This is a genomic window from Aurantimonas marina (genome assembly GCF_017183135.1).
GTDB classification, from domain to species: Bacteria; Pseudomonadota; Alphaproteobacteria; order Rhizobiales; family Rhizobiaceae; genus Aurantimonas; species Aurantimonas marina.
The window spans coordinates 1-16,604 of record NZ_JADDXW010000019.1 but is presented as its reverse complement, the minus strand read 5'-3'; the positions used below and the strand labels follow the sequence as shown (position 1 = coordinate 16,604).

Below are 16,604 nucleotides of genomic sequence, written 5' to 3'. Positions count from 1 at the left end.
CGTGTTGGTGCCGCCGAAAAAGCTCGGCGGTCATGCAGCCGCAGCCGGCGCCGCGGGGCCGCTGCCGGAGACCGATGGCGATTTCGACGACTATGAGGATATATTCGAGAACGAAGCCGAAGCCGGCGAACCCGTCGCATCGGCGGATGAGGCCGATCGCTACTCTGGCTCGGAGGGGCGGGAGGTCAGCGCCGACCTGCCGGCATCGGACATCAAAGAGCCAGACGGCCGACGCGACGGATCGAGTAGCGCCGGTGGATCGCCGCCTCTTGGCGGGGGCGGCAAGGATCGACGTGACTGATCTTCAGCGCCGCGGCCTTTCGTCACCGCGACCGAATCAGCGCCGCGTCGCCTCGCCAGGCGCCGAGGCCTCGATCGCCAGCGCATGGACGCCGGAGGCAAGCTGGTTCTTCAAGATTGCATTGATCGCCCGGTGGCGTTCGACACGGCTCTTGCCGGCGAAGGCCGCGCTTACCAGCCTGACGCGAAAATGCGTGCCCCCGGAGCCGTCGAAGGTTGCGTCATGTCCGTTTTCGGCATGGTGATGCCCGGCGTGGAGATGACTCTCGTCGATAACCGCCAGTGTCTCGGGCGCGAATGCGTCGGCCAGCTTCGTCTCGATCGTGGTCTTGATATTCATGGACGTCTTCGTCTCCTGAGCTGTTTCTGTGGCCGATCGGCCGCACGAAGCTTGCGCGAAACAGCCGGACCCCTTGAGTTTCCGGCTTTTTCCGTTCTGTCAATTCTTGTTCGTTCGGATGTAGGGCACCATAATCCACCGCAATGAAGCTGGATTCAAAATATTTCGACGCGATCCGCGTTAAAGGCAAACGTGCCGCCGACAAACCGCGCGCGCCCGAATGCGCGTGGGAAGGCTGTGACGAGGCCGGCATCTACAAGGCGCCAATGGGTCGCGACCACGAGGGCCAGTACCTGCATTTCTGCGTCGACCACGTTCGGCAATACAACAAGTCCTACAACTATTTTTCCGGTCTCGACGACAAGGACATTCAGCGCCATTTGAAGGATTCGCTGACCGGCGACCGCCCGACCTGGAAAATGGGCCACAACGGCTCGGCGCCCGGCGACGCCGCAAAGGCGGCGACCGCAACCCGCGCCCGGCGCTGGAACGGGCGAACGCGCGACCCCTTCAATATCTTCAACGGCGAAGACGCTCCGCCCCGGCCCGAAGCCCGTCGGCCGAAGGTGCGTTCCCTCGAGGCAAAGGCGTTGAAAACGCTCGATCTCAGTCAGCAGGCGTCGGGCGAGGCCATTCGCGCGCGCTACAAGAACCTGGTCAAGCAGCTGCATCCCGATGCCAATGGCGGCGACCGCGGCACCGAAGATCGGTTGCGTGAAGTGATTCAGGCCTACAAGCTTTTGAAACAATCCGGATTTTGCTAGGCCATTCGCGGCGGAGCTCGCAGCTTGCGCCGTGACGTCGGTCGCCAGGGCCGGCAGCGTATTCGATTGTCACCGGAATTCCGTTCGGCGCCCGGCGGCATGGTATGGCAGATTTGACAGGGTCCGCGGCGAACCGCCGAACGAGTGCCGGACCGTTGGAGGTATGATGAGTGCAGCGGAACAGGAAGTGGCCGGCCTGCCGGACACCACGATCTCCGTCCGCGAAACCTTCGGTTTCGAAAGCGACCTGACCGTCCCGGCCTATTCGAAGAGCGACCTCCACGTTCCCGAGTTGGACCCCGATTACATTTTCGACCAGCCGACGACGCTGGCGATCCTGGCGGGCTTCGCCAAGAACCGCCGCGTCATGGTGTCGGGCTATCACGGCACCGGCAAGTCGACCCATATCGAACAGGTGGCCGCGCGGCTCAACTGGCCCTGCGTGCGAGTCAATCTCGACAGCCATGTCAGCCGCATCGATCTGGTCGGCAAGGACGCGATCGTCGTGCGGGACGGCATGCAGGTCACCGAGTTTCGCGACGGCATCCTGCCCTGGGCCTATCAGCACAATGTCGCGCTGGTCTTCGACGAATACGACGCCGGCCGGCCGGACGTGATGTTCGTCATCCAGCGCGTGCTGGAATCCTCCGGCCGTCTGACGCTGCTCGATCAAAGCCGCGTGGTGCGCCCGCATCCCGCCTTCCGGCTGTTCGCCACCGCCAACACGGTCGGCCTCGGCGACACGACCGGGCTCTATCATGGCACCCAGCAGATCAACCAGGCGCAGATGGACCGCTGGTCGATCGTCACGACGCTGAACTATCTGCCGCACGACAACGAGGTCGGCATCGTCGTCTCGAAGGCGAAAAGTTACGATTCGAAGGAGGGCCGCGAGACGGTCTCCAAGATGGTGCGCGTCGCCGACCTCACCCGCTCGGCCTTCGTCAATGGCGATCTGTCCACGGTGATGAGCCCGCGCACGGTTATCACCTGGGCCGAGAACGCCGAGATTTTCGGCGACCTTGGCTTCGCCTTCCGGCTGACCTTCCTCAACAAATGCGACGATCTGGAACGCGCGCTTGTCGCGGAGTTCTACCAGCGCGCCTTCGGCGAGGAATTGCCGGAGAGCGCGGCGAATATCGTGTTGGACTGAAGGGCGGCCATGGCCCGCATCGGCGACAACCAGCGTCCCGCATCGCACAAGCCCGTCGACCGGGAGCCGTTCCGGACACCTGCGCGCCGGAACGCCGAATAGTTTGGGCTGATGGGAAAAACCATTGAGAAAATGCGTGCCAATCCCAAAGGCGACTGGCACATTCGTGATGTGGAGAAGGCCTGTGGCGAAGCCGGCGCGAAGTTTGCGGCGCCACCGGGTGGTGGGTCGCACTTTTACGTCAAGATGGATGGGAAGCGGGACCGGCTGACAGTGCCCGCGCACAAGCCGATCAAGCCGCACTATATTCGCCAATTGGTACGTTACCTTCAGAACCCAGACACCGAGTTGTGATGATGGCCAATTTCAAACATGCTGACGGCACGGCGTTTCGACCGGAGGCCTATACGGTCACGGTAACACCGCTTTCCGAGGATGATGGCGGCGGATTTCTTGCAACGATCCCCGATTTGCCGGGCTGCATGGGCGACGGCGAGACTGAAATGGAAGCGATCTTGGACGTGAGATCCGCCGCGTTGTGCTGGATCGAAGGCGCTCTCGCCGACGGAGAGGATATCCCCGCTCCATCCCGGCGGGCGCTCGAAGCCGCCGAGTAGATCATGGCCCGCATCGGCGACAACCAGCGTCCCGCATCGCACAAGCCCGTCGACCGGGAGCCGTTCCGGCGCGCGGTCTCCGGATGCCTGCGCGCCATTGCCGGCGATCCCGAGCTCGAGGTCACCTACGCCTCCGAGCGGCCGGGCCTGTCCGGCGCACGGGCACGGCTGCCCGAACTGCCGAAGCGCGCGACCCGGAACGACCTTGCTGTCACCCGCGGCCTTGCCGACGCGATGGCGCTGCGCAAGGCGCGGCACGATGCGCGTCTTCACACCAGCCTGGCGCCGGAGGGCAAGGCGGCGCGGGCCGTTTACGACGCCGTCGAGCAGGCCCGCTGCGAGGCGATCGGCGCCAACGCCATGCAGGGCGTCGGCGACAATCTTGCCGCGATGCTGGAGGACAAGTATTTCCGCTCCAACCTCACCGACGTGACCGACCGCGCCGAGGCGCCGATCGAGGATGCGGTCGCGCTGATGGTGCGCGAGAAGCTGACCGGCCGGCCGGTGCCCGAGAGCGCGCGGGCGCTGGTCGATGTCTGGCGCGACTTCGTCGACGGCAAGGCCGGTGAGAAATTCGACCGGCTGTCGCAGACGGTCGGCGACCAGGAGGATTTCGCCCGGGCCATGCGCGACATGCTCGTCTCGCTGGAGATGGCCGAAAAGCTCGGCGACGAGAACGAGAGCGAGGAAAGCGACGAGGACGAGGAGCAGGGCGACAACCAGACCCGCGATTCCGAGGACGGCGGCTCGGAAAAGGAAAGCGGCACCGACGAGGCGGAGTCGCAGGAAAGCGAGACCGAGGGCGAGAACCAGGACGCGGCGGAGGCCGAGTCTTCGGAAGTCAGCGCCGAGGATCAGATCGATGACGACAGCCAGGACGCCGAGACCCCGGGCGATTCGCGGCGGCCGAACCAGCCGCTGAACAATGTCAGCCTCGCCGCCGACTACAAGGTATTCTCCCAGGCCTTTGACGAAATCATCGGCGCCGAGGAGCTGTGCGACGAGGCCGAGCTCGACCGGTTGCGCTCGTTTCTCGACAAGCAGCTCGCGGCGCTCCAGGGCGTCGTCGGGCGGCTCGCCAATCGCCTGCAGCGCCGCCTGATGGCGCAGCAGAACCGGTCCTGGGATTTCGATCTCGAGGAAGGCTATCTCGACAGCGCCAGACTGCACCGTCTGGTCATCGACCCGATGCAGCCGCTCTCCTACAAGATGGAGCGCGACACCGACTTCCGCGACACGATCGTCACGCTGCTGATCGACAATTCCGGTTCGATGCGCGGCCGGCCGATCACCGTCGCGGCGACCTGCGCCGACATTCTCGCCCGCACGCTGGAGCGGTGCGGCGTCAAGGTCGAGGTGCTCGGTTTCACCACCCGCGCCTGGAAGGGCGGCCAATCGCGCGAGGCGTGGCTGAAGGCGGGCAAGCCGGCCAAACCCGGTCGCCTGAACGACCTCAGGCACATCATCTACAAATCCGCCGATTCGCCCTGGCGCCGGGCGCGGCGCAATCTCGGTCTGATGATGCGCGAGGGGCTGCTTAAGGAGAATATCGACGGCGAGGCGCTGATCTGGGCGCATAACCGTCTCCTCGCCCGGCCCGAACAGCGGCGCATCCTGATGATGATCTCGGATGGCGCGCCGGTCGACGATTCCACCCTCTCGGTCAATCCCGGCAATTATCTGGAGCGGCATCTGCGCGCGGTGATCGAGCAGATCGAGACGCGCTCGCCGGTCGAGTTGCTTGCCATCGGAATCGGCCACGACGTCACCCGCTACTATCGCCGCGCCGTGACCATCGTCGACGCCGAGGAACTGGCCGGCGCGATGACCGAGCAGCTCGCCGATCTCTTTGAGGAAGAAAGCCGAGGGCGCCAGCCCCTACGCCGCAAGGTCGCGGCCGGCGGACGGCGTTGACGGCTCGGTCGCAAGGCAGGGGGCGGGTTCTCGCCTCGCTTGTCCTGCTCGCGGCGCTGTCGACGTCCGGCCTGGCGACGGCGGCCGAATCGATCGACGTTTCGTCGAAGCCGATCGCCCGCTTCGGCAAGGATTCCGCCTCCGGTCGTTACGGCGATCTCGATTTCGTCGGCGGGTTTGAGTTCTGGTCGCGTGACGGCCGCCTCAAGGGCGTCTCGGCGATCCGCCTCCAGGGCGGCGGAGAGCGGTTTCTGTCGGTCACCGACACCGGCAACTGGTTCGCCGGCCGCATCGAGCGGGACGCCGCCGGACGGCCTACAGGCTTTGGCGATGCCGTGATTGCGCCGCTTCTCGGTCCCGACGGCCAGCCGATGCGCGGCAAGATCGCCGCCGACGCCGAATCGCTGTCCATCGACGGCGACCGCGTGTTCGTCGGCTTCGAGCGCGATCACCGGATCTATGTCTATGAAAATCCGCGCGCCCCCTTCGGCGAGGCGGCCCGCGAAATCCCCCTGCCCCTCCCCCGGCATGAACTCAGGACCAATCGCGGCATCGAGACTATTGCCACCGCCCCTGCAACAAGCCCGCTCGCCGGCGCGCGGATCGCGATCGCGGAGCGGTCGATCGATACCCACGGCAATCTCTTCGCCGCGATCTTCGACGGTGCTCGGAACGGCGTCTTCAAAATCCGCAAGGACGCCGACTGGGATGCCTCCGACGGCGCCTTCCTGCCGGGCGGCGACCTTCTGCTGCTGGAGCGGCGCTACCAAGGCTTCCTGGGTGGCCTCGGCATCCGTATCCGCCGGATCGCCGGAACGAGCATCCGGCCGGGCGCGCTCGTCGACGGTCCGGTGATCATGGAAGCCGATCTGTCGAACGAGATCGACAATATGGAGGGGCTGGACGTCTGGATCGACGCCGAGGGCGGTACAAGGCTGACCCTCGTCTCCGACGACAATGGCTCGATCTTCCAGCGCAATCTGCTCTTGGAGTTCCGTCTTGCCGACCGGCCCGCGCCGATCAACTGATCAGCCGCGCTCGTCCGGCAGTCCTCAGGCCCGCGCGGCCCGATAGGGCATAAATTGCTGCATGATGATCCGGTAGGGCACCAGCGCGAAGACGGCGATCAGAAGCTTGACCGACAGATCGCCGAGCCCCCAGGACACCCAGCGAGGGGCTTCCACGACGAAAACGCCGAGAAGCGGGGCGATTTCTAGCGCGAAGGGCTCATTCGGCCCAAGCAACAAGAACATCGGCGCAAAGGCCACGGTGAAGAACACGAAGGTATCGAGCACCGATCCCGAGACCGACGAGGCCGCGGGCGCCCGCCACCAGCTTGCCTGCCGCAGCCGGTTGAAGACGGCGATGTCGAGAAGCTGGGCCGCCAGGAACGCCGTGCCCGAAGCGATGGCGATGCGGAACAGGCGCTCGGCCGCCGTGGCGTAGCCGAGCAGGCCGAGATCGAACAGCAGCGGCGGCACCACGATCGAGCATAGCACCGCCATGGCGAAGCCCGCATAGACGGCGCGCCGCGCCACCCGCGGGCCGTAGCGCCGGTTGGTGAGATCGGTAACCAGGAAGGCGAAGGGATAGACGAAGGCGCCCCAGGTCAGAATGTCCGCGAGCTGTAGCGAACCGAGCTGGACGAAGAGCGGAAACTGCACGGCGACATTCGCGGCGAGGACGATCGTCGTCATCGCCGCGACGGGCAGAAGATAGATGCGCATGGATTTCATTTTTTTAACCTGGGTAATGGAACCAGCGTGCCGGGCGCGAATCCGCGACCGACAAGGGGATATTGCGTGGCCCGGCCGCCTGCGCGGCCGGCAACAGCCTCAGCTGGCCGCGGCTTCGGTCGCCTTCTTGGCGATCTGACGCTTGAGCAGGCGGGCACGCTGCGACAGCTCGGCGGCATCCGCCTTGAGCAGGAAGGCGTCGAGGCCGCCACGATGCTCGACCGAGCGCAGCGCGTAGGCCGAAACGCGCAAACGATAGCGCTGTCCGAGCGAATCGGAAATCAGCGTGACGTTGCACAGATTCGGCAGGAACTTGCGACGCGTCCTGTTGTTCGCGTGACTGACATTGTTGCCCGACTGGACAGCCTTGCCAGTGAGTTCGCAGGTGCGTGACATCGGATCACCTTTCAGATTAACGTAACACCCGATCCGGGCGCGCCGCCGCTAGAGCGCCGTGCGTCCATCAGGACGCACAAAGGACGCTCTACCACTTTGATTGAGCATCGGAATGACCCAAAAACCGGATTCCACTTTTTGGTCCGATGCTCTAAACGGCGCGATCATCGCTGTCGGGCAAGACCAGAAATTCGACCGGCTCTATAGGCCGCGCAAAGGAATGCGTCAAGCCGTTACGACTTTGCGGGATTGCCGTGCCTTGCCACAAAAGCGCGCCGATCGTGCCGCCACGGCTGCGTCAACGAATTTTCTTAGCCTTGAAGGCAAACCGATGACACCCAAACAGCTTTTTCTCGGCGTCGCGATGTTGGCCTCGGCCCATGCGATCGGCCCGGCCGATGCCACCACCCATCGCCAGACGGTAACGACGCAATACGGCATGGCGGTCATCGGCCTTAAGATCGGCAAGGCGTCCTTCGACACGGTGATCGACGGCAGCCGTTTTTCGGTCAAGGGCACCCTTTCTTCCGCCGGCCTCGGCAGTCTCGTCTCCGACACGGCCGGCACGAGCCGGGTCTCCGGCCGCATGACCGGCAAGAGCCTTTCCCCCGACAGCTACGGACTTGACTATGCGAGCGACGACAAGCGCTGGAAAAGCGAGGTCGCCTTCAGTGGCGGACGCGTCACCGCGGCGAGCGTCAGCCCGAAGCGCGACAAGCCGAAGCCGAGCTACGTGCCGGTGAAGCGATCGCAACTCGCCGCCGTCGTCGACCCCTTGAGCGGCCTGATGATCAAGACGACCGACGCCGCCTCGGTGTGCAGACGCACTCTGCCCTTCTACGATGGCTGGTCGCGGCTCGACCTGCGGCTTTCGCCCGCCGGAACGCAGCAATATTCGATGCCCGGCTATTCGGGCCCGGCGACGGTCTGCAACGTCAAGATCCGACCGGTCAGCGGCTATGATGCATCGTCGAAGGGCCTGACCTATCTGGCGAAGCAGACGATCCAGATCTGGTTCGCGCCGATCGCGCGCAAGGATCTTTTCGTGCCGGTCTATGCCCGCATCCCGACCAAGGTCGGATCGCTGACGCTGCAGGCGACCTCCGTTTCGGTGAAGTGACCCTCGCGGCCCCGTCCCTTCCTCTGCATTGACCGGATAACGCACCGCCGCCCATAAGCACGCGTCGATACGGATGGTGGGACGCGGGTTTGGGAACGGCTCTGGGTTTTTCGGCGGTGCTGATGTGGGCGCTGCTGGCGCTTTTGACGGCCCGCAGCGGCGCGGTGCCGCCGTTTCAGCTCGCCGCCATGACCTTCGTGATCGCCGCTCTCGTCGGCCTAGTCGCGATGAAAGCCCGCGGAACCGGGATGGCGGTTTTCCGGCAACGACCCGCCGTCTGGATTCTCGGCGTCGGCGGGCTGTTCGGCTATCACGCGCTCTATTTCGCCGCCCTGCGCAACGCCCCGGCGGCCGAGGCGAGCCTGATCGCCTATCTCTGGCCGCTGTTCATCGTGCTCGGCTCGGCCATGCTGCCGGGCGAGCGGCTGCGCTGGTTCCACGCCGCCGGCGCGCTGCTCGGCCTTGCCGGCGCCGCGCTGATCGTCACCGGCGGCGGCGCCATCGCCTTTTCGCCCGACTACGTCTTTGGCTATGCGCTCGCCGGGCTCTGCGCCCTCACCTGGTCGAGCTATTCGCTGCTGTCACGCCGCTTCGGCACCGTTCCGAGCGACGTCGTCACCGGTTTTTGCGCAGGAACGGCAGTTCTCTCGCTTCTCGCTCACCTCCTTTTCGAAGCGACGATATGGCCGCAGACCTCCGGCGAATGGCTCGCGGTGCTGCTGCTCGGGCTGTTGCCGGTCGGCGGCGCCTTCTATGTCTGGGACCACGGCGTCAAGCACGGCGACATCCAGATCATCGGCGCGTCGAGCTATGCCGCGCCGCTCCTGTCGACGCTGGTCCTGGTCGCCGCGGGCGAGACCGCCATGACCGGCGCGATCGTCGCGGCGGCCGTGCTGATCACCCTCGGCGCCTGCCTCGCGGCGCTGCCGCTGTTTCGGCGGCTGCTGCGGCGAGGCGTGTGAGCCTTCGCCGATCAGTCCTTGGCGGTTTGGCGCGGCGTCGGCCGCCAGTCCTTCGGCGCCATCTCGAACGATTTGAACATAAAGCCCGGCGCGACCGTACAGCCGACCAGCGTGTATTCGCCAAGGCTCGTCGCCGTCTGCCACCAGCCGGCCGGCACGACGAATTGCGGCGATTCATGTTCGCCGACATCCGGGCCAAGGCGATGGGACGACGCCGCGTGGCCGTCTTCAGACACCGTGATCACCAGCGGCGCGCCGCCATACCAGTGCCAGACCTCGGCGGCATCCTTGACCCGGTGCCACTGTGACGTCTCGCATTCCTCGAGCAAATAGTAGATCGCCGTCGAGCGGGCCCGGCCCTTGCCTTTCGCCGGTTCGTCGCGAAAGGTTTCGCGATACCAGCCACCTTCGGGATGCGGCTTCAGATCGAGCGTCTTGACGATTTTCAGGGCGGCGGAACTCATCAGTATTGATCCCTCTTCTTGCGAATGGCGGCGAACACCGCGGCGGGCTCGGCGTCCGTCATGCCCATAGCCGCCGCCAGCGCCGGGTCATCGGCGCGCAAAAACGGATTGGTCTGCTTCTCGCGCCCAAGCGATACCGGCAGAGTCGGTTTGCCGTCGGCCCGCAGCGCCGTGACCTCGCGCGCCCGCTCCTGCAAGGCGGAATTGTCCGGATCGACGTCCGTGGCGCACTGGGCGTTGGTGGCGGTGTATTCGTGGCCGCAATAGAGCATCGTCTCGTCGGGCAGCGCCCTGAGGCGCTTGAGCGATTCCCACATCATCGCCGCATCGCCCTCGAACAACCTCCCGCAGCCGAGCGAGAACAGTGCATCGGCGGCAAAGACGGCTTTCGCGTCGGGCAGATAATAGGAGATTTCGCCAAGCGTGTGCCCCGGCGTGTCGATCGCCTCGACGCGTACGCCGCCGAGCGAGAACGCGTCGCCGCCGGAGACCGCCCGATCGATGCCGGGAATCTTCGACCGTTCCTTTTCCGGCCCGATGATCTCGACCCCGAACCGCGCCTTCAACGCCTCGTTCGCCGCAACATGGTCGCCGTGATGATGGGTCGTAAGAATATGGGTGAGCGTCCAGCCGGCCTTCGTGAGTTCGGCGAGGATCGGCGCCTCCTCCGGCGCATCGATCGCGATCGTTGTGCCGCTGTCCTTTTCGTGGACGAGCACGCAGAAATTGTCGCTGCGGCAAACGAATTGGCGGATTTCGATCTCGGCCATGGAGGTCTTCCCTTCATTGAATGCGGTGCGTTGTCGAGTTAGGGCGCTGCTGCGCCATGTCAGCCGCCGGGCACACCGCTGCCGCCTCGCAACCGGATCGAGGCCATTCCCTCGAAAGAGAGTTTCGACCCAGCTTCCGAGCGTCCTATAGTGGCTGTTCGATCCGTCGCATCTGGAGCATCGGACCAAAAAGTGGAATCCGGTTTTTGGATCATTCCGATGCGCAATCTAGATGTTAGAGCGTCCTTTGTGCGTCCGAACGGGCGCACGGCGCTCTAAGCGGCGAACAGGGAGCCGTCCACACTGACCACCAATGCCGACATCGTCGACCTTCGCGACTTTTACGCCTCGCCTTTGGGTCTTGCGGCCGCCCGCGCCGTCTCGCTGGCGCTGACGCCGCTCTGGCGGCCGATCTCGGACGAGCGGCTGGTCGGGCTCGGCTATGCCGTGCCCTATATCGACCGCTTCGCCGCCGACGCCGAGCGCGCCTTCGCCTTCATGCCGGCCGCGCAAGGGGCGCAGAACTGGCCGATGGGCGCTGCGTCGCTTTCGGCTCTTGTCGGCGTCGAGGAGTTGCCGCTCGGCGACGCCTCGGTCGATCGCGTCCTCATCATCCACGCGCTGGAATTCGCAGAAAGCCCGGAAGCCATGCTTGCCGAGGTCTGGCGGGTGCTGGCGCCGGGCGGGCGCATCGTCATCGTCGCGCCGCACCGGCGCGGCGTCTGGGCGCGTTTCGAGCACACGCCGTTCGGCTCGGGCCGCCCGTGGTCGCGCGGCCAGCTCACGCGGCTCCTGCGCGGCGCGATGTTCACGCCCTCCGCCTTCGCCGAGGCGCTCTTGTTTCCGCCGTTCCGCCGCCGCTCCCTGCTCGGCTTTGCGGCGCCGCTCGAACGCCTCGGCCGCGATCTCTGGCCGGTCTTCGCGGGCGTCGTCGTCCTTGAGGCGACCAAGCAGCTCTACCGGGGCGTTCCGGTCACCTCGACGGCCCGCGAGCGCCGCCGGGTGGTCAAGCCGGTGCTCGTTCCGGCCGGCGCTGGCGCCGGGGCGCGGAGGGAGGGATGACGGCGCGGCACGGTGCGAAACAAATAAGCTCGCCCTCGCATAGCTCGAATCGTCGAAAAGGAAGCCGCGGAGCTTCTTTGCGGGATCAGCCGTGAGACTAGCGAATTTATAGGACAGTGACCCTCGCGGATTGCCCGGAAGAGCTGCCGGATCAGAGCATAGTCGTCAGCTTGTCGAACTGCGATCCCGTTTCCCATCTCGCGCCGGCGGCTGTACCAGCCATTCATGCGCCGGCTCGTTGCGGAACTTCCACGTCCGCTTCGGCCCGGCCATAACGTTGAGATAATACAGATCGTAGCCATGCGTCGCCGCGCAAGGGTGATAGCCCTTCGGCACCAGCGTGACGTCGCCATCCTCCACCACCATCGCCTCGTCCAACTCGCGCGTGCCATCGTCTCGCGCATCCGTATAGACGCGCTGGAAGGCGAAGCCTTGCGGCGGATCGAGGCGATGGTAATAGGTCTCTTCGAGATAGGATTCGGCCGGCAGATTGTCGGTGTCGTGCTTGTGCGGCGGGTAGGACGAGGTGTGCCCGCCCGGTGTGATCACCTCGACGACCAGCAGCGAATCCGCGCCCGGGTCGGTCTCGGGCAGGATGTTGGTGACGTGGCGGACATTGGTGCCCTGCCCGCGGGTCTCCTGGCCCAGCGAATCCGGCGCGATCAGCCGCGGCGGATGCGCACTCGGCTGTCCCGGCGCCGAGCAGACGGCCAGTTCGACCGCGGTCTCTGCCGTCGCCTGCCAACGATCGCCGGCCGGGACGTAGATCGACCAGGGCTTGCCCTGGAACGGGCTCATCCGCTCGCCGATCAGGCCGAAATCCTCGCCATCGCTCGCGATGGACGCACGACCCGAGACGAGGACCAGGCAGACTTCGCGGTCGCCGGTGCGTTCGGCGACGCTGGCGCCGGGGGCCAGCCGATACAGCTCGAAGCCGACATAGCGCCAGCCGGCGCTCTCGGGCGTGACGTGGATCACGCGGTCGTGGTCGCGTTTCGGTCGAACGCGCAGATGGGACATCGGGGTCAGTTCCTTTCGCTGGTCTCGGTGTCGTTCGCCGCCGTTCCGTTCCCGGACACCTGCGCCTTGGCGCCGGTCGCATCCGGATCGTAGGCGAGGAAGAAGCTCCAGATCGCCCAGACGGCCGCCGCGCTGGTCATGATGCCCCAGAAGGGCTCGCCGTTTGCCCATTCCAGTGCGGTCCAGACGAGAAGCACGCCGGTCAGGCACACGCGTATCCAGAGCGGACGGTAGAACGGATGTTCGGCTTCGCGTCTGCGCATGTCGTCGCTCCTTCGTTGCCGGTCGCCGGTCCGGCCTCTGTCGCCGTCGCGAGACTGAATTCTAGCCCTTCTCAAGCTCGGATTGTCTATTCCAATCTCAGCGATTAGTCCTGCGACGCGAGATTGGACTTCTGGAGACATGTCATGCTGAGCTTCGGCCTTCTTGGATGCGGCCGCATCGGCCAGATCCACGGGCGCAATATCGTCGCGCATCCGAACGCGCGGCTCGTGGCGGTGGCCGACGCGCTACCGCAATCGGCCGAGAGTTTCGCGGCCGCCACCGATAGCGAGGCCCGCCCGGCGGACGCGATCCTGACCGGCGCCGACATCGACGCGGTCATCATCGGCACGCCGACCGACACCCATGCCGAATTGATCGAGACGGCGGCGGCCGCCGGCAAGGCGGTGTTCTGCGAAAAGCCGGTCGACCTCAATTCGCAGCGGATTCGCGACACCCTGGCGCAGATCGGCGATGCGCCGCTGATGATCGGCTTCAATCGCCGCTTCGACACGCATTTCGGTTCGTTGAAGGCGCGGATCGATAAGGGCGACGTCGGCGATGTCGAACTCGTCACGATCCTGTCGCGCGATCCCGGCCCGCCGCCCATCTCCTACATAAGATCGTCGGGCGGCCTGTTCCGCGACATGATGATCCATGATTTCGATATGGCGCGCTTCCTGCTCGGCGAGGAGATCGTCGAAGTCCACGCCGTCGGCTCCTGCCTCGTCGACAGCGCCATCGGCGAGGCCGGCGACATCGATACCGCCGCCGTTTTGCTCAAGACGGCGACGGGAAAGATCGCGCAGATCTCCAATTCGCGGCGGGCAACCTATGGATACGACCAGCGCATCGAGGTGCATGGCTCGAAGGGCCTCCTGAAGGCGGAGAACGTCCCCGAGACGACGGTCGTCCTGGCCAACGCGTCGGGGGTCGCGGCGGACCCCGTCCAGAATTTCTTTCTGGAACGCTATGCCGAGGCCTATCGCCGCGAACTGGCCTATTTTATCGACGCCGTCACCAGCGGAACCCGACTTTTGCCCTCGGGCGTGGACGGTTTGAAGGCCGGACTGCTGGCGGATGCAGCGACGGAGAGCCACAAAACTGGCGGTTGTGTCAGCCTCGACGAGCTTGCCTGATCCGATATTGCGACGGCTGGTGCAGGCCCGTCGCGCGCCGGCCCGTCCCCGGCGCGTGCGTCGCGCTCGAGGATCGGGCCGAGCATGGGATTACGGCGAGCCTTGGCGTAAAATCGATCGACAAGCAGGCAAATGATCTCGTCGTCGATCTGCCAGACGTGTTTCGGCGCCGATGCGGATTGTGCGGCTTTGAAGACGAAGATTGCCAATCAAGGAGCAAGTGATACGTTCGATCGATAATCAACGCATATTATCGGCCGGCAAGTTGAACTCAAGATATGAGGTGCCCGGATCGACCCTCCGGTTCAAGTGCGGTCGAAGTCTTGCCGGTACAGGATCATCGAACCGGGCGCCGCAAGATCGCAACGCATTCCTGACCCGACAACTCAGCCTGTTCTGCAATGCTTTCATCGTGCAACGGTGGCTGACATTTCTTGATCCTGATTGGAATTTGCTATTCTCTACCTATCGACGAGCCGCAGCAAGGTTTCATCGTGATGTCCTATAGATCCGTGGCGCCGCTCGATGAAGCACCTGCGGCTGAGAATCGTCTGTTTCAGGCGGCTGGCGCTGTAAGGACCGAGGGGACGACGGCTTACGCGCTGGCGCTGCTGATCGTCGTTGCCACCGTGGCGTTCGGCATCGCGCGGCCGGGTGGTTTCGATGTCCCAGCCCTCGCCTGGTTCATGCCAGCAGTCCTCCTCGCCTCTATCTCTGGTGGGATATGGCCGGGTCTGTTCGCCCTCGTCCTGTCCTTGGGTGGATCGCTTTTTTTCGGCGGGATCTCGATAGCGTCCCCCGGCGATGTACGCGCCGCCGCCATCTTTGTGACGGTGGCCGGCGTTATCGCTCTGGCCGGCGCCGCGCTGCACCACGCCCTTAAGGTCATCGCCAAGATCGAACGCGCGCTCGATGCCCGTGAGATGCACCTGCGCTCGATCCTCGACACGGTTCTCGACGCGACCGTCGTCATCGACAAGGACGGCACCATCGTATCGTTCAATGCCGCCGCGACACGCCAGTTCGGCTATGCCGAGAGCGAAATCCTCGGCCAGAATGTCCGAATCCTCATGCCGGAACCTTATCGCGGCGAGCATGACGGTTATTTGCAACGTTATCAGACCACAGGTGAAAAGCGCATTATCGGCGTTGACCGCGTCGTCGTCGGACAGCGAAAGGACGGTTCCACCTTTCCCATGAAGCTGGCGGTCGGTGAGATGAGGATGGACGACTCGATTTTTTTCACCGGCTTCATCCGCGATCTGACCGAGCGCGAGGAATCGGCGGCGCGACTACACGAAATTCAGGGCGAACTGGCACGATTGGGACGGCTCGGCGACCTCGGCGAAATGGCCTCGACGCTCGCCCACGAACTCAACCAGCCGCTCTCGGCGATCTCCAACTATGCCCAGGGCTGCACCCGGCTTCTGCGCGACATGGACGACACGCTGGCCTCCCGCATGCGCGAGGCCCTGGAGGAAATGGTCCGACAATCGCTGCGAGCGGGTCAGATCATCCGGCATCTGCGGGAATTCGTCACCCGGGGGGAAACCGAGAAGACTCCCGAAAACATCCGCGCGCTGGTCGAGGAGGCCGGCGCGCTGGCGCTCGTGGGTTCTCGGCAGCTGGGTGTCCGATCGATTTTTGAGTTTGTGCCGGGACCCGGTATGGTCCTCGTGGACAAGGTTCAGGTGCAACAGGTGCTGGTCAACCTGATGCGCAATGCGATGGAAGCCATGCGCGACAGCGAGTCGCGGAAACTTCTGGTGCGCACGACATCGAACGGGCGCGGCGACGTCGTGGTGGAGGTTGCGGATACGGGGGCGGGAATTTCCGACGAGATCGCGGCGCGCCTTTTCCAACCCTTTGTGACGTCGAAGTCCAACGGCATGGGGGTTGGCCTTGCCATCTCCAAGCGTATCGTGGAAGCCCATGGCGGTAGCATATCGGCGAGCGGCAACGACAGGGGTGGCGCCACCTTCCGATTCACCTTGCCCGCGATAAAGGACGAGGCCTTGAATGGAGATCGGTGATTACACGGTTCACATCGTCGATGACGAAGAGGCAGTCAGGAAGTCGCTCGCCTTCCTGCTGACCATGGCCGGCTTCACGGTGCGGGTACATAGCTCGGCGACGAATTTCCTCACCGCCGCACCCGGCGTCGGCAAGGGCTGTCTGGTCACCGATCTGCGGATGCCGGACATGAGCGGCGTCGAACTGCTGCATCGCCTCAGGGAGAGCCAGGCCCTGATGCCGACGATCGTTGTCACCGGCCATGGCGACGTGCCGATGGCCGTGGAAGCCATGAAGGCGGGCGCGCTCGATTTCATCGAAAAGCCGTTCGAGGACGAGGTGCTTTTCGCAGCGATCCATCGCGCCGCCGCCGAGCTCGCGCAACAGCGGGACGGGGCCGACATCCAGGCGATTCAGGCCAGGGCGAACGCCTTGACCGAACGCGAATGCCAGGTGCTTTTCGGCATCGTGAGGGGGCGTCCCAACAAATCCATCGCCTTCGATCTGGATATCAGCCCGCGAACCGTTGAGGTCCACCGCGCCAACATCATGACGAAGATGCAGGCCGGCAGC

Annotated in this window: 19 protein-coding genes; 12 read left to right on the top strand and 7 right to left on the bottom strand. The window is 64.8% G+C overall.

Translation table 11 applies throughout. The features are described from left to right. Positions 1–337: 337 nt before the first annotated feature. Positions 338–640: a BolA family protein gene (locus tag ING15_RS17045; protein ID WP_206456045.1), complete on the bottom strand. Its 303-nt coding sequence runs from the start codon at positions 638–640 to the stop codon at positions 338–340. A 143-nt stretch (positions 641–783) separates the two neighbouring features. On the opposite strand from ING15_RS17045, the gene ING15_RS17040 reads away from it, so the two are divergent. The 6 genes from ING15_RS17040 to ING15_RS17015 all read left to right on the top strand — a co-directional run bounded on the left by ING15_RS17040 (position 784) and on the right by ING15_RS17015 (position 6,116). After that, complete coding sequence (locus tag ING15_RS17040) at positions 784–1,404, top strand: J domain-containing protein (RefSeq protein ID WP_206456044.1); 621 nt, start codon at positions 784–786, stop codon at positions 1,402–1,404. 166 nt (positions 1,405–1,570) lie between these two features. Continuing rightward, positions 1,571–2,557 carry a cobaltochelatase subunit CobS gene (gene cobS, locus ING15_RS17035; protein ID WP_206456043.1) on the top strand — a complete coding sequence of 329 codons (987 nt, stop codon included), beginning with the start codon at positions 1,571–1,573 and terminating at the stop codon, positions 2,555–2,557. 111 nt (positions 2,558–2,668) lie between these two features. Next, entirely contained in the window at positions 2,669–2,911 is a 243-nt protein-coding gene (locus ING15_RS17030; protein WP_206456042.1) for a type II toxin-antitoxin system HicA family toxin, read from the top strand. Between the two features lie 2 nt (positions 2,912–2,913). Further along, positions 2,914–3,174, top strand: coding sequence for a type II toxin-antitoxin system HicB family antitoxin (locus ING15_RS17025; RefSeq protein WP_206456041.1), 261 nt, complete (start codon positions 2,914–2,916; stop codon positions 3,172–3,174). Positions 3,175–3,177: 3 nt separating this feature from the next. Beyond that, on the top strand, positions 3,178–5,088 hold the full coding sequence (cobT, locus tag ING15_RS17020) for a cobaltochelatase subunit CobT (RefSeq protein ID WP_206456040.1): 1,911 nt from the start codon (positions 3,178–3,180) through the stop codon (positions 5,086–5,088). Beyond that, a complete protein-coding gene (locus ING15_RS17015) occupies positions 5,085–6,116 on the top strand; it encodes an esterase-like activity of phytase family protein (RefSeq protein WP_232845840.1) in 1,032 nt (343 codons plus the stop codon). The genes cobT and ING15_RS17015 overlap by 4 nt, the downstream gene beginning before the upstream one ends. A 24-nt stretch (positions 6,117–6,140) precedes the next feature. Here the strand turns inward: ING15_RS17015 and ING15_RS17010 are convergent, their stop codons facing one another. Together ING15_RS17010 and rpmB are read right to left on the bottom strand one after the other, a co-directional pair. Beyond that, positions 6,141–6,824 (bottom strand): queuosine precursor transporter, encoded by a 684-nt coding sequence (locus ING15_RS17010; protein ID WP_206456039.1) that lies wholly within the window; start codon positions 6,822–6,824, stop codon positions 6,141–6,143. 99 nt (positions 6,825–6,923) lie between these two features. Beyond that, positions 6,924–7,220, bottom strand: a complete 297-nt coding sequence (gene rpmB, locus ING15_RS17005) for a 50S ribosomal protein L28 (protein WP_206456038.1) — start codon at positions 7,218–7,220, stop codon at positions 6,924–6,926. Positions 7,221–7,551: 331 nt separating this feature from the next. On the opposite strand from rpmB, the gene ING15_RS17000 reads away from it, so the two are divergent. Both ING15_RS17000 and yddG read left to right on the top strand, forming a co-directional pair. Continuing rightward, the gene (locus tag ING15_RS17000) at positions 7,552–8,340 is read left to right on the top strand and encodes a DUF3108 domain-containing protein (RefSeq protein WP_206456037.1); all 789 of its coding nucleotides are present in this window, start codon (positions 7,552–7,554) and stop codon (positions 8,338–8,340) included. A gap of 89 nt (positions 8,341–8,429) precedes the next feature. Next, positions 8,430–9,302, top strand: a complete 873-nt coding sequence (gene yddG, locus ING15_RS16995) for an aromatic amino acid exporter YddG (protein ID WP_206456036.1) — start codon at positions 8,430–8,432, stop codon at positions 9,300–9,302. A gap of 11 nt (positions 9,303–9,313) precedes the next feature. Here yddG and ING15_RS16990 read toward each other — a convergent pair whose 3' ends face one another. Both ING15_RS16990 and gloB read right to left on the bottom strand, forming a co-directional pair. Then, entirely contained in the window at positions 9,314–9,766 is a 453-nt protein-coding gene (locus tag ING15_RS16990) for a cupin domain-containing protein (protein ID WP_206456035.1), read from the bottom strand. Then, positions 9,766–10,536 (bottom strand): hydroxyacylglutathione hydrolase, encoded by a 771-nt coding sequence (gene gloB, locus ING15_RS16985; RefSeq protein WP_206456034.1) that lies wholly within the window; start codon positions 10,534–10,536, stop codon positions 9,766–9,768. The genes ING15_RS16990 and gloB overlap by 1 nt, the downstream gene beginning before the upstream one ends. Positions 10,537–10,983: 447 nt before the next feature. Here gloB and ING15_RS16980 point away from each other — a divergent pair, with 447 nt between their 5' ends. After that, positions 10,984–11,598 (top strand): class I SAM-dependent methyltransferase, encoded by a 615-nt coding sequence (locus ING15_RS16980; RefSeq protein WP_332873855.1) that lies wholly within the window; start codon positions 10,984–10,986, stop codon positions 11,596–11,598. Positions 11,599–11,763: 165 nt separating this feature from the next. Here the strand turns inward: ING15_RS16980 and iolB are convergent, their stop codons facing one another. Beyond that, positions 11,764–12,618 carry a 5-deoxy-glucuronate isomerase gene (iolB, locus tag ING15_RS16975; protein WP_206456033.1) on the bottom strand — a complete coding sequence of 285 codons (855 nt, stop codon included), beginning with the start codon at positions 12,616–12,618 and terminating at the stop codon, positions 11,764–11,766. A 5-nt stretch (positions 12,619–12,623) separates the two neighbouring features. Continuing rightward, positions 12,624–12,881, bottom strand: coding sequence for a DUF3329 domain-containing protein (locus ING15_RS16970; RefSeq protein ID WP_206456032.1), 258 nt, complete (start codon positions 12,879–12,881; stop codon positions 12,624–12,626). A 144-nt stretch (positions 12,882–13,025) separates the two neighbouring features. Here ING15_RS16970 and iolG point away from each other — a divergent pair, with 144 nt between their 5' ends. The 3 genes from iolG to fixJ form a co-directional block, all read left to right on the top strand. Continuing rightward, positions 13,026–14,018 (top strand): inositol 2-dehydrogenase, encoded by a 993-nt coding sequence (iolG, locus tag ING15_RS16965; RefSeq protein WP_206456031.1) that lies wholly within the window; start codon positions 13,026–13,028, stop codon positions 14,016–14,018. 497 nt (positions 14,019–14,515) lie between these two features. After that, positions 14,516–16,051, top strand: coding sequence for a PAS domain S-box protein (locus ING15_RS16960; protein ID WP_206456030.1), 1,536 nt, complete (start codon positions 14,516–14,518; stop codon positions 16,049–16,051). Then, positions 16,044–16,604: response regulator FixJ (gene fixJ / locus ING15_RS16955; RefSeq protein ID WP_332873854.1), on the top strand; the 561-nt coding region annotated here is incomplete at its 3' end. The genes ING15_RS16960 and fixJ, both read left to right, overlap by 8 nt.

Excerpts from the sequence above, each read along its gene's own strand:
- ING15_RS17025 (WP_206456041.1), top strand. The coding sequence starts at position 2,914 with ATGGCCAATTTCAAACATGCTGACGGCACGGCGTTTCGACCGGAGGCC.
- cobT (WP_206456040.1), top strand. The coding sequence starts at position 3,178 with ATGGCCCGCATCGGCGACAACCAGCGTCCCGCATCGCACAAGCCCGTC.
- rpmB (WP_206456038.1), bottom strand. The coding sequence starts at position 7,220 with ATGTCACGCACCTGCGAACTCACTGGCAAGGCTGTCCAGTCGGGCAAC.
- cobS (WP_206456043.1), top strand. The coding sequence starts at position 1,571 with ATGAGTGCAGCGGAACAGGAAGTGGCCGGCCTGCCGGACACCACGATC.
- ING15_RS17010 (WP_206456039.1), bottom strand. The coding sequence starts at position 6,824 with ATGAAATCCATGCGCATCTATCTTCTGCCCGTCGCGGCGATGACGACG.
- iolB (WP_206456033.1), bottom strand. The coding sequence starts at position 12,618 with ATGTCCCATCTGCGCGTTCGACCGAAACGCGACCACGACCGCGTGATC.
- ING15_RS16960 (WP_206456030.1), top strand. The coding sequence starts at position 14,516 with ATGTCCTATAGATCCGTGGCGCCGCTCGATGAAGCACCTGCGGCTGAG.
- ING15_RS17000 (WP_206456037.1), top strand. The coding sequence starts at position 7,552 with ATGACACCCAAACAGCTTTTTCTCGGCGTCGCGATGTTGGCCTCGGCC.
- iolG (WP_206456031.1), top strand. The coding sequence starts at position 13,026 with ATGCTGAGCTTCGGCCTTCTTGGATGCGGCCGCATCGGCCAGATCCAC.
- ING15_RS16990 (WP_206456035.1), bottom strand. The coding sequence starts at position 9,766 with ATGAGTTCCGCCGCCCTGAAAATCGTCAAGACGCTCGATCTGAAGCCG.
- gloB (WP_206456034.1), bottom strand. The coding sequence starts at position 10,536 with ATGGCCGAGATCGAAATCCGCCAATTCGTTTGCCGCAGCGACAATTTC.
- ING15_RS17045 (WP_206456045.1), bottom strand. The coding sequence starts at position 640 with ATGAATATCAAGACCACGATCGAGACGAAGCTGGCCGACGCATTCGCG.
- ING15_RS16970 (WP_206456032.1), bottom strand. The coding sequence starts at position 12,881 with ATGCGCAGACGCGAAGCCGAACATCCGTTCTACCGTCCGCTCTGGATA.
- ING15_RS17040 (WP_206456044.1), top strand. The coding sequence starts at position 784 with ATGAAGCTGGATTCAAAATATTTCGACGCGATCCGCGTTAAAGGCAAA.
- ING15_RS17030 (WP_206456042.1), top strand. The coding sequence starts at position 2,669 with ATGGGAAAAACCATTGAGAAAATGCGTGCCAATCCCAAAGGCGACTGG.